Annotated in this window: 17 protein-coding genes; 4 read left to right on the forward strand and 13 right to left on the reverse strand. The window is 44.7% G+C overall.

Annotated features, from left to right (window positions below; translation table 11 throughout):
- Positions 1–85: 85 nt before the first annotated feature.
- Positions 86–955, forward strand: coding sequence for a lipoyl synthase (lipA, locus tag F6J99_RS08650; RefSeq protein WP_293112578.1), 870 nt, complete (start codon positions 86–88; stop codon positions 953–955).
- A gap of 48 nt (positions 956–1003) precedes the next feature.
- Positions 1004–1915: an NAD(P)H-dependent glycerol-3-phosphate dehydrogenase gene (locus F6J99_RS08655; RefSeq protein WP_293112579.1), complete on the forward strand. Its 912-nt coding sequence runs from the start codon at positions 1004–1006 to the stop codon at positions 1913–1915.
- 287 nt (positions 1916–2202) lie between these two features.
- On the opposite strand, the gene F6J99_RS08660 is transcribed toward F6J99_RS08655, so the two are convergent.
- Complete coding sequence (locus tag F6J99_RS08660) at positions 2203–2370, reverse strand: hypothetical protein (protein WP_293112580.1); 168 nt, start codon at positions 2368–2370, stop codon at positions 2203–2205.
- Positions 2371–2859: 489 nt separating this feature from the next.
- On the opposite strand from F6J99_RS08660, the gene sigC reads away from it, so the two are divergent.
- Positions 2860–4110, forward strand: coding sequence for an RNA polymerase sigma factor SigC (gene sigC, locus F6J99_RS08665; RefSeq protein WP_293062543.1), 1251 nt, complete (start codon positions 2860–2862; stop codon positions 4108–4110).
- A 231-nt stretch (positions 4111–4341) separates the two neighbouring features.
- On the opposite strand, the gene F6J99_RS08670 is transcribed toward sigC, so the two are convergent.
- Positions 4342–5523 (reverse strand): peptidoglycan-binding protein, encoded by a 1182-nt coding sequence (locus tag F6J99_RS08670; protein ID WP_293112581.1) that lies wholly within the window; start codon positions 5521–5523, stop codon positions 4342–4344.
- A 183-nt stretch (positions 5524–5706) separates the two neighbouring features.
- Between F6J99_RS08670 and F6J99_RS08675 the strand changes: the two genes are divergently transcribed.
- On the forward strand, positions 5707–6582 hold the full coding sequence (locus tag F6J99_RS08675) for an SH3 domain-containing protein (protein ID WP_293112582.1): 876 nt from the start codon (positions 5707–5709) through the stop codon (positions 6580–6582).
- A gap of 247 nt (positions 6583–6829) precedes the next feature.
- Here the strand turns inward: F6J99_RS08675 and F6J99_RS08680 are convergent, their stop codons facing one another.
- The 11 genes from F6J99_RS08680 to F6J99_RS08730 form a co-directional block, all read right to left on the reverse strand.
- The gene (locus F6J99_RS08680) at positions 6830–7006 is read right to left on the reverse strand and encodes a hypothetical protein (RefSeq protein ID WP_009148761.1); all 177 of its coding nucleotides are present in this window, start codon (positions 7004–7006) and stop codon (positions 6830–6832) included.
- Between the two features lie 147 nt (positions 7007–7153).
- Positions 7154–7318: a hypothetical protein gene (locus F6J99_RS08685; protein WP_293112583.1), complete on the reverse strand. Its 165-nt coding sequence runs from the start codon at positions 7316–7318 to the stop codon at positions 7154–7156.
- 61 nt (positions 7319–7379) lie between these two features.
- Entirely contained in the window at positions 7380–7847 is a 468-nt protein-coding gene (locus F6J99_RS08690) for an SH3 domain-containing protein (RefSeq protein ID WP_293112584.1), read from the reverse strand.
- A 377-nt stretch (positions 7848–8224) separates the two neighbouring features.
- Positions 8225–9739 carry an AAA family ATPase gene (locus F6J99_RS08695; protein ID WP_070394089.1) on the reverse strand — a complete coding sequence of 505 codons (1515 nt, stop codon included), beginning with the start codon at positions 9737–9739 and terminating at the stop codon, positions 8225–8227.
- A gap of 242 nt (positions 9740–9981) precedes the next feature.
- Complete coding sequence (locus F6J99_RS08700) at positions 9982–10497, reverse strand: YceD family protein (protein WP_293112585.1); 516 nt, start codon at positions 10495–10497, stop codon at positions 9982–9984.
- 302 nt (positions 10498–10799) lie between these two features.
- Positions 10800–11294, reverse strand: a complete 495-nt coding sequence (locus tag F6J99_RS08705) for a R3H domain-containing nucleic acid-binding protein (RefSeq protein WP_070394091.1) — start codon at positions 11292–11294, stop codon at positions 10800–10802.
- A gap of 6 nt (positions 11295–11300) precedes the next feature.
- Complete coding sequence (gene yidC, locus F6J99_RS08710) at positions 11301–12470, reverse strand: membrane protein insertase YidC (protein ID WP_075901672.1); 1170 nt, start codon at positions 12468–12470, stop codon at positions 11301–11303.
- A 208-nt stretch (positions 12471–12678) separates the two neighbouring features.
- Entirely contained in the window at positions 12679–13074 is a 396-nt protein-coding gene (locus F6J99_RS08715) for a PH domain-containing protein (protein ID WP_070394093.1), read from the reverse strand.
- The gene (gene rnpA / locus F6J99_RS08720; RefSeq protein WP_293112586.1) at positions 13064–13471 is read right to left on the reverse strand and encodes a ribonuclease P protein component; all 408 of its coding nucleotides are present in this window, start codon (positions 13469–13471) and stop codon (positions 13064–13066) included. Before rnpA ends, F6J99_RS08715 begins: the two co-directional genes overlap by 11 nt.
- 128 nt (positions 13472–13599) lie before the next feature.
- Positions 13600–13737, reverse strand: coding sequence for a 50S ribosomal protein L34 (gene rpmH, locus F6J99_RS08725; protein ID WP_044494288.1), 138 nt, complete (start codon positions 13735–13737; stop codon positions 13600–13602).
- Between the two features lie 269 nt (positions 13738–14006).
- Complete coding sequence (locus F6J99_RS08730) at positions 14007–14282, reverse strand: hypothetical protein (protein WP_293112587.1); 276 nt, start codon at positions 14280–14282, stop codon at positions 14007–14009.
- Positions 14283–14307: the final 25 nt, after the last annotated feature.

A 14307-nucleotide genomic window follows, 5' to 3' on the forward strand; every position in this document is an offset into this window, starting at 1 on the left:
GCAATCCGCCCCTAGCTTGCTAGGATCAAGATTAAAGTAACGTAACTTAAATTTATATATATATATAGTTGGAGTATAACCAAGAGTGGTAGTTAAACCAGAATGGTTGCGAGTCAAAGCGCCCCAATGGCAGCGTGTCGGCAATATTAAAGAAACCTTAAGAGATTTAGCACTCAATACTGTCTGTGAAGAAGCCTCTTGTCCCAATATCGGAGAGTGCTTTAATGCTGGTACCGCCACCTTTTTAATTATGGGACCAGCCTGCACCCGTGCTTGTCCCTACTGCGATATTGACTTTGAGAAAAAACCCAAAGCCCTTGACTCCACTGAACCCACACGCCTAGCAGAAGCCGTGCAGCGCATGGGTTTAAATCATGTAGTTATTACCTCTGTCAACCGGGATGATTTACCTGATGGTGGTGCTTCCCAGTTTGTACAGTGCATTGAAGCCATTCGCCTGGTCTCACCTGATACCACTATTGAGGTTTTAATCCCAGACTTGTGCGGGAACTGGGATGCCCTCGAAACGATTCTTCAAGCTAAACCCGAAGTCCTCAATCACAATACAGAAACAGTACCCCGACTCTATCGGAAAGTAAGGCCTCAAGGGGATTATCAGCGTTCCCTCGAATTACTGATGCGGACGCGAAACTTGGCTCCATCAGTTTACAGCAAATCTGGTATAATGGCAGGTTTAGGAGAAACTGATGCTGAAGTCCGGCAAGTTATGGCAGATTTAAGGCAAGTAGACTGCGACATCTTAACTATTGGTCAGTATCTTCAACCCACTCAAAAACACCTAAAAATTGCTGAATTCATAACCCCTAAACAATTTGATACTTGGAAAGAGTATGGTGAATCCCTCGGTTTCCTGCAAGTTGTTTCCTCTCCCCTCACCCGCAGTTCCTATCATGCCGAGCAAGTTCGAGAATTAATCGAGCGCTATCCCCGATGAACGGTTCCATGGTTGCAGGACAATAGACAGTAACAACTAACAATCATAATGACCAAAATCACTATAATCGGAGCTGGTGTTTGGGGTACAGCCCTCAATAGCCTAGCCTCTAAAAACGGTGATCAGGTTTGTTTGTGGTCCCGTCGGAGTCAGACAAAATTAGCAGATGCTATAAAATCTAGCAGTATTATCTTGTCTGCTGTTTCCATGTCGGGGGTAAATTCTGTAGCGCAACAGCTAAAGTGTTTATCAGTATCTTCTGACGTGATCTTGGTCACAGCGACTAAGGGGTTAGATTTGCAAACTACCCGTACTCCCTCTCAAATCTGGCAAGCTGAATTTCCCAACAATCCTGTAGCGGTGCTATCGGGTCCCAATCTTTCCAAAGAAATTAAACAAGAACTCCCAGCCGCTACAGTAGTAGCTAGCACAGATGTAAAAGCAACTCAGAGACTACAACAGGTGTTTTCTTCGCCAAATTTCCGGGTTTACACCAATCGAGACCCCCTCGGTGTAGAACTAGGGGGTACCCTCAAAAATGTAATGGCGATCGCATCTGGAACCTGTGATGGTTTACAACTAGGCACAAATGCCAAAGCAGCTTTGCTAACCCGTGGACTTACAGAAATGATCCGTATTGGTACAGATTGGGGTGCTAAGGTAGAAACATTTTACGGTTTGTCGGGACTAGGAGATTTACTGGCAACCTGTAGTAGTAGCCTCAGTCGCAATTATCAAGTTGGTTATCAGCTCGCTCAGGGTCATAAACTTTCAGATATTCTGGCCAACTTGGAGGGAACAGCAGAAGGGGTCAACACTACAAAGGTTGTGATGGAACGAGCTAAGCTCAAAAGAATTTCAGTACCCATTACTTATCAAGTCCATCGATTGCTCCAAGGGGAGATTACCCCCCAAGCTGCTGTTGAAGCTCTAATGTTACGAGATACTAAGCCAGAATAATGGTCTGATCTCGAGTGCGTTCCCGTAGCAGCTCTGAACGCGCCCCGCGTGGCCTTTGGCCTTAAGAGTATCGCAATGATCATGAAAAATTTACGTGCACCAGCTAGTATCCCTTGCTGCCTGAGTGCGAAAGGTCTCCTGCTCCGGAAGCTCGCCTGCTTTAAAACTCAGACAGGAAAACTCAGACAAAAAACTGCGACATTTTGCTGTTGTCTATGACAAAAAACTGAGACAAAAATTGAGACATTTTGCTGTTGTCTATCAGGCATTCTGAAAATATAGAATCTTTAGAGACATGGCACTGCTTGAGCTAAAGCGACTGCATCAAGACATTGCAAACTTTGGTAATCTTTTATAAAGTTTTGTAATGCCATGGCCAATCTGGCAACATAGCTAGGTGGCACTAATATTTGATAACTCTGGTAATTCGGCAATAATTTGGCAAATTTGAACACTGTGTATGCACTTATTCATAAGTTCGTTGTTTCTTAAAACCCATTCCAGCAAAGGATCTCCGCAAGTAGCTTGCCTACTGCTTAGTCCTTGGTATTAGTCCCTGATACCCCCAAATAAAATTTTTTCTTGAATTAGCGAGAATCTTTCTGGAATCCCCATGATGCGCACTGTAGATTAATACAGCTTTTGACCAAGGTCTCTATTTACCTATAGAGTTACTTCTAAAATAGCTCAAATCAATAGCTGAAATCAGGAAATCCCGTTCCTTTAGCCATCTATAAACCTTTAGCATAATGCGGCAAGGTAGGGTGGAGACATCGGGTGAACCGTTAGCTACGGATACTAATAAGGGCTACCAGGGAAACCGGTAAGTCTTGCCGGAAAAAAATTTTAGTAACTGTTTCTCCGGTCATCATGGGTGGGAATTCTAGTACTAAGTGTGACAAACACAATTCCGTGTTGTCACTGGTTGTAATCGAGAGATCATTATGCCAGCCACTCCTTTCTATGCCGACACAGAATTAGATCACGAGACTTCTGCCTATAGCTTTGAGCTTAATGGCCCAAGGGACGATGGGGAAGGATCAGTGGATGACTTAGTTGATGTGGAGATTGAGGGTGTAGACGCGGCTAGCTTAACCAAAAATAGCACCCGTCGCACCACCGACCTAGTTCGGTTATATCTCCAGGAAATTGGTCGGGTTCGTCTACTGAGGCGAGATGAGGAAGTCTCGGAAGCTCAAAAAGTTCAGCGCTACATGAAACTACTACGGCTGCGCAATAAATCGGCTATATCCGAAGATAAAGTCATGGAGCGCTTTGTCCACCTGATTGAAACCCATGATCGTCTAGCGTCCCAGTTAGGTCACCGTCCTTCCTTGGAACGGTGGGCAACCGCTGCAGGAATTGACGTTTCTCAACTGAAGCCGAGTATGTCAGCTGGCAAACTGCGTTGGGCAGAGTTAGCCGAACTAACATCCAAAGAGCTAGAGCAGGTACAAGCTGAAGGGCTCCAAGCTAAGGAACACATGATCAAAGCTAACCTACGTCTGGTAGTGTCAGTAGCGAAGAAGTATCAAAACCGTGGCTTGGAACTCCTAGACTTAATTCAGGAAGGAACTCTGGGATTAGAGCGAGCGGTTGAGAAATTTGACCCGACCAAAGGCTACCGATTTAGCACCTATGCTTACTGGTGGATCCGTCAAGGAATCACCCGGGCGATCGCTACCCAAAGCCGTACCATTCGCCTGCCAGTTCACATTACTGAGAAGCTCAATAAAATCAAAAAAGCCCAACGGAAGATTTCCCAGGAACGTGGCCGCACAGCAACCATTGACGATATTGCTGTGGAATTAGAAATGACTCCGGCTCAGGTACGAGAAGTATTACTACGAGTACCCCGCTCTGTTTCTTTGGAAATTAAAGTTGGTAAGGAACGAGACACCGAACTGGGAGATTTACTCGAAACTGAGGAAACCTCTCCAGAAGAAGTGTTGATGCGAGAAGCCTTACAACGGGATTTACAGCAACTCCTAGCCGATCTAACCAACCGTGAACGGGATGTGATTCGGATGCGGTTTGGCTTGGGAGATAACCAGCCTTACTCTCTCGCTGAGATTGGTCGCGCTTTGGATTTATCTCGCGAGCGGGTACGCCAAATTGAAGCTAAGGCGTTACAAAAGTTGCGGCAACCCAAGCGCCGTAACCGAGTTCGGGATTATCTGGAAGCTTTGAGCTAATCCCTTGGTGACATATTCCCACACTTACCTATTAACTTCTTACCTATTAGGAAAGTGTGGGCTTATTACTAATCTTATCCTAGCTATTCTTATCCTAGCTATCACCCTAGCTATCCCAAGTCCCATGGGTTCTAGTTATTGAAAATTTATTGAATTTCTAAACACCTGAGGTTAAATATCTCAGGGAGCACCCCGATCTATTTCATTGTTAGTAGACAGACTTGAGCTGACTTAAAAATAGGCTACCCGGGCATCAAATCCTTGCGATCGCAATTCATAGGAACGACTTTCCGCTTCACTACGGCTAGAAAAAGCTCCAGCATTAAAATAACCGCCTCGACCGTTATCAGATATATTCTCACGAGTCAGAGTCGTCTGACGTAGCACTTCACGCAGCACATTATCATTTTGAATGGGGATCACCACCACATAGCGATTCTTCTCAGGTTCAGAAATTAGATCAATAAGTCCCAATGCTTGCAGGGTTTGTAAATCAGCTATACCGGTTGGAAGTAGATTATTATTACGTATCTGAAATTTAAACACTGCATCCTCAGTTTGTCCGCCATAGCTCCCATCAATAGCACCGGGTTTAAACCCTCGAGATCTCAACGCTTCCTGAAGCCGTCTAACCTCTGGACCGCGATCGCCTCGTCGTAGTTCACTGCTACGGATAGGAGTACCAAATGCTATGGGTTCTTCACGGCTATTGTCAGCAAGAGGAACAGGCATATCCCCAGGCAGGACTCCAAACGATTCTGGTTGAGTAAATAATGCATTAGATAGTGCTGTTCTAGTTTGTGATCCCACAACCCCATCGGCCCTGAGACCATAGTATCTTTGAAATCGAATCACTGCTTTTTCTGTGGCCAGACCAAAGTAGCCGGTTGGGTTGGCATTGAAATACCCCAGATCTGCCAACTGTTGCTGAAGTTTAGTAACAGCTGATCCACGAGACCCTCGTCTGAGTCCAAATTGATTAACATTCCTACCGGATGGTGCTACTCTGGTTTGTGATGGAAAGAGTAGTGCTCTGGTTCGTGGTCCGACTTCCCCATCAGCAGGAAGCCCCTTTTTTCGTTGGAACCGAATCACAGCATTTTTAGTAATTGAACCAAAATAGCCAGTTGGTTGCCGATTGAAATACCCGAGTTCTTGCAAACGACGCTGAACCTGTGTTACATCAGCTCCCCTACGACCTTCCCGCAGCACCCTTTGGGCTAGGGCTTCTTCTGCCATCCCCACAATGCTAAGTATGGCAACTAGCAACAGTAAATAAATCCGATGATAAGCAACTAGCTTATACTCCTTGAGCCACTGAAACAATTCTTCAATCGACTCCGTCAAGGCTGTAGGAGTATCTGCTAGTTCTTCTGCGCTTAAAGCAAGATGAAGATAGGCAAGGGTCTCCATGATTATTCCAAGGAAACTTTTACCGTTAGTCTAACAAATAACAGTACAGCATTGGTAATGTTTCGGACAAGAGAAGCTCAGAAATTTTACGTAATCCGATAGTAAAGCATGTAGTTATAGAGCAAGACTCTTACCAAAACAGAGCAATTCTCCTCTATAACCATAACGCAATAGTTTTAAGTCATGACCACTATTCGTCACTGGAGTACGTTTCTCCCCCTCTTAGCTTTAGTCTTGAGCAGTTTAGGGGGAGTAGGGGCTAGAGCTACCGTAATTCCCAACACCAATTCCCCCAACAGCATCTCCTCGGCCAAACCAACCCAAGTGCAGACTCAAGGGAAATTTCAACTGGCTCAGGGATTGATGGATCAATGTCGCGCTGCGGCTGAGTCAATGTTTATCTACAAACAGCGATCAATCTCTAACCCAATGATTGCCTTAGAACCTTATGAACAAGTTATTCTGGCCGAAGACAAGGTTAGCAAAGATGGTTGGATCGCGATCAACTCCCCCATTCCTGGATTTGTCCAAGCCAAATATCTGAAGCGCTGTGGGGAAGGAGGAGTACGCCCTAATCGAGCACAATCTCTCTGCCGCCAAGCTGCTAAGTCAATGTTTATCTACAAACAGCCATCAATCGAACCAATCAGAACCTTAGAGCCTAATGAAGAAGTTATTCTGGCTGGAAACAACCCTAGTAAAAATGGTTGGATCGCGATCAACTCCCCCATGCCTGGATTTGTCCGAGCTAAAGATCTCAAGTTCTGTCAGCAGACAGTAAGAGTAAGCACTAATCAAAGACAATCTCTCTGTCGCGAAGTTATATATAAAGGTAATGATGGTATAGCTGTCCGTAGACGACCCGATATTAACTCTTCCCGACTGGGTCTTGTCTCCAATGGAGTTAAAGTAACACTGGTCAACCGTCCCCCTCAAGAGCAATTTTTCCTGGACTTCCAAAGGCGCGAGTGGGCAAGAATAACCTATCCTGTTAATGGATGGATGTCTAACGGGTTTCCTGCTCAGGGTGAGCAGAATCTTTTGGTTTGTTCCAATTAGCCCACTACAGAATTAGCAAGTTGTTAATTACTTATCATAGGAATTTCGTTGGGTGCATCTCACTGTCTTGATGCCGTCGCTCATGAGGTGGCCTCCTTTTACCAAGCTACTTCGCTGCATCGCTTTTCCAAAAATACGACCATTGAAGGCTAATATCATTTCAGGATAATATTTACCCATCTCTCCATGTCCCCGCGCCCCCGCCCCTGAGTTATAGATTTACAACAAAAATATACATGCCTTTCGTTTATACTAAGTCAGCCTGATGTAACAAGGCACCAACTAAGCCAGCCATAGCAGTAATTCCTATAGCAATCATTGGGTGTTGACCTTGGCTGACGGCAAAGGAAGTGACAATCCCTGCACCCAAAGCAGCAGTAACAGCAGCACCCAAAAGATCTTTATTTGTATTTTTGTTGTACATAAACTTGTTAGCCAGAAATTCAGTTAGGTAGAAATTTAACTTTTTTGATGGTGTTAAAAGTTAGTTTCATAACCCTATCATTCTGGATTCTGGCCTTGAAGCTAGATCGGCAATATTGCAATCAAGATTAATATTTAGCTAATTTTCTTAACAATAACCAGACTTATTATAGCAAGTCTTATACCCATGAGGTACAAATCTCTGGGTTAATGGGAGCAGGGAGCAGGGAGCAGGGAGCAGGGAGCAGGGAGCAGGGAGCAGGGAAGTCGGAAGTCGGAAGTCGGAAGTGGGAAAAAATAATGTGTACCTCATAGCTATGAGCAACGCTATAAGTATTGATTAAGTATTGAGTGTTGAGTGTTCCTCAAAACTATTAGTTGATTTTTTTAACATTACCTGCTTTAACCCAACCTTTTTGGTCACTATCAGGCAAGCGTACTCTCTGCCATCGCTTATCATCACTGTATCCGAGGATGATCAGGGTCTGATTGTAGCCAATACCACCAATGCGTTGAGCGTTCAGGCTAGGGGAGTCCCTGAGAATCAACCCCTGTGGCCAGGTAACACTGGCTCGATAAGCACCCGGTTCCAGTTTTGGTAAAGGACTAGGACTAGGAATGGGTTTGGGAGTTGTTGCTGGTTTAGACTGCCCAGATGAACTGGTGGGTTGAGCTTTTGGTGATGGTGAGGTCTTGGGTCGCTCCTCAGCAAAGACGGGTTTTTCAGGCTCAGCTGCTAGTTTAGTAAAGAAGTAATAAACTGTACCAACAGCAGCACCTGCTAAGATGGCAATGCCAAGAATAAAACCAATGATAAACTGAGCTATCTTGGACAGATTCATGGGAAGCTATTAAAAATAAAGGTTGAACGCGATTGCGTGGCCGAAAGGCCAAGGTTAACAGGTTGAAGGTTAACAGGTTGAAGGTTAACAGGTTGAAGGTTGAAGGTTAACAGGTTAAAGGGTGAAGGTTAACAGGTTAAAGGGTGAAGGTTAACAGGTTGAAGGGTGAAGGTTAACAGATTGTTCTAGCAACAGTTAATGATAAAATTCTAAATTAATCTAGTTGACATTAATCGATAGCGTCGATCATACTTATCAGGTCAAGTCAATTTTATTAGCCCTACTCCCTACTCCCTACTCCCTACTCCCTACTCCCTACTCCCATTAACTCAGGATGAAGTTTCTCACCCAATTGAAAACTGCTATATTATGGTTACTTATTGGAGTTGGCGCTGAATCCGATCATTTAAGGGGGTATTGCGAGAAGCCATACGAGCTTTTCCGGCAGCTGCCCAATCCTGTAAGAATTGGATTTGCTCTTGGGCTGTCCGTGCTAAGGGGATAATTTGGCTAGCGGCTTCTAGAATATCATCTGTAGTGAAGTCTCGGTTTTGGCTAAAGCCGATGTGCATGGCTTCGATCAGGGTCTGCTCAATTTCTGCTCCGGAAAAATCAGGGGTTTCGTAGGCTAATCGGTCTAAAGCATAACTCTTGAGATTATGAGGTCGCAGCCGGGATAGGTGTAGATCGAAAATAGCACGACGTTCTTCCTGGTTAGGCAAACCAACAAAAAAGATTTCGTCAAATCGACCCTTGCGAAGCATTTCTGGGGGTAAGGCTTGGATATTGTTGGCAGTAGCGACCACAAATACTGGGGATTTTTTCTCCGCTAACCAGCTAATAAAGGTACCAAAGACACGACTGGTTGTGCCTGCATCCCCTTTAGAGGATAGACCTGAGAAGGCTTTGTCAATTTCATCAATCCAGAGGATGCAGGGAGCAAGAGCTTCGGCTAGCTGAATCATCTGGCGAGTACGGGATTCTGATTCCCCTACTAAGCCACCAAATAGACGACCGACATCTAAACGTAGCAGGGGTAGATGCCAGTGGTTTGCGATCGCTTTTGCAGTTAACGATTTCCCAGTTCCTTGAATCCCCACTAATAGTAAACCACGAGGATGGGGTAACCCGTATTGTCGCGCCTGTTCTGTAAATGCTCCACCCCGTCGCAGTAGCCAGTCTTTGAGGTTGTCTAAGCCACCGATGTCGGAAATTTTTTCTTGGGTTGGGTAGAACTCTAGGATCTGGGTTTGCCTAATAGATTGGCGCTTTTCTTCTAAAATCAGTTCTACATCTGAAGGTTGGATTGCATTATTAGAGGCAATCCCACGAGCTAATACTCGACGAATTCTTTCTAAGGAAAGACCAAGAGCCGAGCGCACCAGCTCATCAATGATTTTTTCAGTCAGATTTTGACCCGTTGCCCCCAACAAACGTTTCACCTCAGCTTTAATTTCCGATGCCGTTGGTAAGGGGAATTCCAGCACTGTCAGCACTTCGGTTAAATCCGAGGGAACCGACACTTGGGGGGTAACGATAACTATATTCTTAGGCTGGGATTTGAGGGTACGTGCCAGATTTCTGAGTTTACGAGCAACTGATACATCTTCTAAGAATCGGTGAAAATCTCTTAATACAAAGATTGCAGCAGCACTTTCTCCAATTCTATCTAAAAATTCTAAGGCTTGTAAGGGATTGCGGCGTCCAAAGCCGATATCATTAGGATTTCCTTGGTAACCATCCACAAAATCCCAGATATAGACACCACGATTACCCAAACGTTTAGCGGATTGCTTGATCGCTGTTTCCACTCGCTCTTCTTCTAGAGTGGGAATATATAACAAAGGGTAGCGAGCACGTAGCAGAAGCTCAAACTCGTCATTGAAATTCATATAGCAAAGGGAACAGGGAACAGGGAACAGGTAGCAGGGAGCAGGGAATATAGCGTCAAAAATTATGACAATTCCTAAACGGATTCCTATATAGGAGCCAATTACTCAAACAATAAATACTAGAAAAAAATAATTAAACTTTAAACATAGCATTTTTTATTTCCAATAAACTTGGATAACCGCTCGGCTGCTAGTAACTCCCTGACCGATTTACCTTCAGCATTATACTACCAGGCAACTCACTATCCAGGAAGTTTTCTCTTCAGGGATTCTAGAGCGCCCCAACGTTGATCCCGTAGTTGATCCCGTAACTGTGCTTCACTGTTATCGTTAATCTGGATACCTATACATTCTTGGTCACACAGCTGCCGTGGCGGAATTGCCAGACATAGTTGTTCGTATAACCAAGTGTCTGGATAAAAATACCCCTGAGCTGGAAGGGTTTCTTGTAAATCATCCCAAGTTATCTCCTCCTCTAGGGATTCATCCGACAGTTGGTCAGCTGAGGAAGCTAACCAAACTAATTCGGATGTATCGATGCTTAGGCGGTGGTTGTACTGTTTTAAGCAGCGGTGACAAGTCAAGGTAATGATCGTTTCTGCTTGAGCACAGACCTCCAGGTAATTTCCTTGATGAGCCACTTGCACTTGACCTCGAACTGGGGTCAGTGTCTGTAAATCCACCAAGAATTGATTGACCGGAGTTACTTCTATTTGCTCTGGTAATTTGAGCAACTCAGGAATATAGATAGCCTCCATAATGCTTATCCTTTGCAGTTGACTGTTAAGCGTTGATGGTTAACCTTGAGCTTCTCAAACACTCATAGGACTTACGCATTTGCCCCCTAAATCCCCCAATATTGGGGGACTTTGACATCATTACCCCCCAATATTGGGGGGCTAGGGGGGCGAAATCCACTTAAGCGCGTAAGTCCTGACTCAGCAAAAAGCGACCATTTATAGACTTAAATAGTTATATAGACTTAATGCATTATGTTAGCCAGGTGATGGGAATAATCCCAAGTGCAATCAGCAGTGATAGAATAAAAACTCTTAATCTGTCAATACCTGCGACGCACCACCAGTCGTCGGTCTGGCTCTTGCCCTCGACTAAGAGTTTCTAAATCCTCAAAAGCCTTGAATAGGGTATGGACTTGACGCCGCTCTGCTGCCGATAGGGATTTCAATTCAAATTCTTTCCCGGTCTGACGGACTTTCATAGCAGCGTGTTCAGCGATCGCTTGAAGTTCCACTTGCCGTCTGGCTCGGTAGCTATCGATATCGATGACGTAAACGGCTTGTTCTTCCTCTTCATGACCCAAGTTAAGGAGGGAATTGGCTAAGTACTGGATAGAATCGATAACTTCCCCTTCCCGACCAATTAAAGTTTGAGTGTCTTTCGAGGTCAGTTGACTATTATCGATTGTCAACCAGTAGCTGGGTCGCTCTCCTAGGGGAGCGTCACCATCAGCTACCTCTATACTGGCGGGCAATCGAGATAATCGCAGGAGTTCTTCTAACCACTCTTTACCACGCTCCTGATGTTGATTTACCATACTAAACTAACTTGATGCCTTTTTCTTTGAACGCTTGGGCTCAAAAGGCAATGCCTCTCGACCCTCTCCAGACTTAGCTGCTTGTCTTTTTGCCTCTTTTTCCTGCTGCTCAACTATTTCTTGCAAATTCTCTGGCAGAGGTTCTCTCGATAGAATGAAAGTCTGGATAGTTTGAAATATATTAGCTACAACAATATACATCAATACCCCAGCTGGCAGGGGAAAGAATAAGAACATGCCAGAAAACAATACTGGAGTAATCTGATTAACTACCTTTTGTTGGTCACCGGCTTGCCCTGCACCTGCACCTGAACCAGACAACAGCTGGTTGACGTACAAACTGATCCCAAAGAAGAGAATCATACCTACGATATCCCAGTGGATAGTGCCATCGTCATCAAAAGCACCCACTCTTCCTAAAGCATCTATAAATAGAAAGCCTTTGTTAGCAGCTATTCCCGTTAAGGTTCCCTGAAGCTTTACCTCTCCAGGCATCAGGGCTTCTAGTGTCCCATCTTCAAGAATACGTAAGCGGTCTTCTCCGTTGACTATTTGCCAAGTGGGAGTGATATCGGTTTCTGGATGCTGAGCAATTAGTTGATTTAAGGGTTGACCTTCAACAGTTTGAAACTCTACTTTGGTTTTTTCCCCAACTACCAGCTTATTTCCTGCCGGAAGTAGGGCGATGACTGGTTCATGTAAGCCATCGGTAATGTAAATATTTTGGGGTTTGGTGGTAAAGACTTTAGGCTGGATATATTCCAGCTGTTCTTGGGGAAAAATTTGTAAGTTGACGTCGTAGTTAATGTTTGCAAAGGGTGATCCCCGCAAGGTGGCAAATAGGGCAAACAGAACCGGCATTTGTACCAACAGTGGCAAACAACCGGCTAGGGGGTTGCCAAACTCTTGGAACAGCTTACTCATTTCTTCCTGCTGTTTAGCCGGGTCATCCTTGTAGCGCTCTTTTATTTCGTCTTGCCGCTTCTTCATCAAGGGTTGGGTGACTTTCATGCGCCTCATGTTGCGAATGGAGCCAGCATTAAGAGGGAAGAGGGCAAAGCGAATCACCAGGGTCAAGGCTATTATGGCTAAACCATAGCTAGGCACAATCCCGTAAAAGAAATCCAGGATTGGCAGCATGATGTTGTTGGAGATAAATCCGATACCAAAGTCCATTCGTTTGACGTTAACCTAGGCGCTATTGTAAAGTTTTCTGTGTCTAATGTAACTAATCTCCGTCCCTATGCGGTTCGGGTTTCCGACATTTATCAGGTAGATCTAATTACATCAAGCAGTTTAGCCGATTTAGGTGGCAAGATGTAGGCAACTGAAGACCAGATCAGGGCAACTCACCCATGTCAAGGTTTTCTTTTCAATGTGCTTTCTACATCATTTTGATGGCACTAACAGCTTTGCCTGTTTTGTCTGCTGTTCGTTCGGCAATGTAGTCGTAAATTTCTCTAAACCGGGGTATTGCCCGCATTTCCAAACGGCTACCATCTTTTAGGGTAACGACAATATCTCCCCAAGTTCCTATACCACGGGGAACTGTGGCAATCTTAGAAACTTCAGAATAGATCACATCTGAGCGATCGCGTCCCCGCCAACCCCCAGTTATTGATATGCGGCGGCTGGTAATCCGATACCGTAGCCATAGAGCCCGGACTATAGCAGCTACGGTTAGAGGTATGAATATAATCGTAAATGCCAACAATATGCTAATGATCAGATCTCCCCGGTGGGGGCCACCCTCATAAAATACATCTTCTCTAATGCCCATCCAACACCTCTGCTTTTACCAACAACTTTTCTAATTCTCTCAAAAGTTGTGCATATTCGCACTCTCTAGCTTCTGGTTTTACGATTACGACTAGTTTCCAACCGGGGGATAGGCGTGGTAATAACTGCCTGAGGGCGGCTCGAAGTTGCCGCTTAATCCGATTTCTAACAACTGCTTTCTTACTGACTTTTTGGCTGATGGAGATGCCAAGACGGGAGGGAGGGTGATCCTCTGGTAGGGATTTTTCTGGTGCAATGGTTTCTTTGGCAATCGCGGGAATAGTACTCTGTTGTAAACCCCGTAATGTTAGGTAACGCCCTGAACGACGAATACCCCAGCGATAAACTGTCTTAAAATCTCGCCAGTGCTTAAGTCGATTGGCTTGAGGCAATCCCAATGCTTAACTGTAATCCTTGATTAATATCAATTCCTTGATCAGGATAAAGGCAGAAGAGCCACGGGAAATGGCTGTTTCTTAACCTTTTACCTTTTACTTGCAGCAGGTCGGCATCAATGTTTGGATGACTAGACCGAGAGACGACGCCGTCCCTTGCTTCTGCGAGCTCTAATCACATTGCGACCATCTTTGGTGCGCATCCGGGCACGAAAACCGGATTTTCTTTTTTGCTTACGGTTGGTTCCGCCTAGAGTGCGTTGAGTCATGGGTTTGCTGGAGGAATACTATTAACGAATACTATGAAGGATTGATTGCCTACTATAGCTGACTCTTGATCTTACCATGTCTAGGGGTGATCTATCAAGCTAAGCGATCAGTTATCAGTTATCAGTTATCAGCTTCAGCTATCAGCTATCAGTTATCAGCTATCAGTTATCAGCTATCAGCTGATGAGTTAGGTCACAGGCTAGAAGCCTGTGCCACAAGGCTGACCGCTGACCACTGACCACTGACTGCTTACATCCCTTCAGATAGTTTAGTCCTGGAATGCTGTAGTATGGGATGGCTCCTCTGTTGAAACCACCTTCAGTAACTTCCGAAGACCTTGATTCCACTGTTCTAGTTTTAAATAGTCGGTCATTTCAATTTCCTCAATTAAGGAGTTAAGGGATTCATCAAGATTAGCTAGCTCTAGGATTTCCGCCATCCGATTTGCTTCTAATTCCGACAAAACCGGAAGAGCTATTAGCTGGCTATACTCTTCTGCTTTTTTTTTTGCTAATTTATTGTTTTTTCGTTTAATTATGCTCATTATTTTTATGAATTTATCCTGTAAT

The organism is Moorena sp. SIO4G3 (genome assembly GCF_010692305.1).
Taxonomy (GTDB): Bacteria; Cyanobacteriota; Cyanobacteriia; order Cyanobacteriales; family Coleofasciculaceae; genus Moorena; species Moorena producens_A.

What these genes read in the sequence shown, in the direction of transcription:
- F6J99_RS08655 (WP_293112579.1), top strand. Translation starts at nt 1,004, where the DNA reads ATGACCAAAATCACTATAATCGGAGCTGGTGTTTGGGGTACAGCCCTC.
- F6J99_RS08685 (WP_293112583.1), bottom strand. Translation starts at nt 7,318, where the DNA reads ATGAGGTACACATTATTTTTTCCCACTTCCGACTTCCGACTTCCGACT.
- rpmH (WP_044494288.1), bottom strand. Translation starts at nt 13,737, where the DNA reads ATGACTCAACGCACTCTAGGCGGAACCAACCGTAAGCAAAAAAGAAAA.
- F6J99_RS08675 (WP_293112582.1), top strand. Translation starts at nt 5,707, where the DNA reads ATGACCACTATTCGTCACTGGAGTACGTTTCTCCCCCTCTTAGCTTTA.
- sigC (WP_293062543.1), top strand. Translation starts at nt 2,860, where the DNA reads ATGCCAGCCACTCCTTTCTATGCCGACACAGAATTAGATCACGAGACT.
- F6J99_RS08680 (WP_009148761.1), bottom strand. Translation starts at nt 7,006, where the DNA reads ATGTACAACAAAAATACAAATAAAGATCTTTTGGGTGCTGCTGTTACT.
- F6J99_RS08715 (WP_070394093.1), bottom strand. Translation starts at nt 13,074, where the DNA reads ATGGGCATTAGAGAAGATGTATTTTATGAGGGTGGCCCCCACCGGGGA.
- F6J99_RS08700 (WP_293112585.1), bottom strand. Translation starts at nt 10,497, where the DNA reads ATGGAGGCTATCTATATTCCTGAGTTGCTCAAATTACCAGAGCAAATA.
- F6J99_RS08695 (WP_070394089.1), bottom strand. Translation starts at nt 9,739, where the DNA reads ATGAATTTCAATGACGAGTTTGAGCTTCTGCTACGTGCTCGCTACCCT.
- yidC (WP_075901672.1), bottom strand. Translation starts at nt 12,470, where the DNA reads ATGGACTTTGGTATCGGATTTATCTCCAACAACATCATGCTGCCAATC.
- F6J99_RS08690 (WP_293112584.1), bottom strand. Translation starts at nt 7,847, where the DNA reads ATGAATCTGTCCAAGATAGCTCAGTTTATCATTGGTTTTATTCTTGGC.
- F6J99_RS08730 (WP_293112587.1), bottom strand. Translation starts at nt 14,282, where the DNA reads ATGAGCATAATTAAACGAAAAAACAATAAATTAGCAAAAAAAAAAGCA.
- F6J99_RS08670 (WP_293112581.1), bottom strand. Translation starts at nt 5,523, where the DNA reads ATGGAGACCCTTGCCTATCTTCATCTTGCTTTAAGCGCAGAAGAACTA.
- F6J99_RS08705 (WP_070394091.1), bottom strand. Translation starts at nt 11,294, where the DNA reads ATGGTAAATCAACATCAGGAGCGTGGTAAAGAGTGGTTAGAAGAACTC.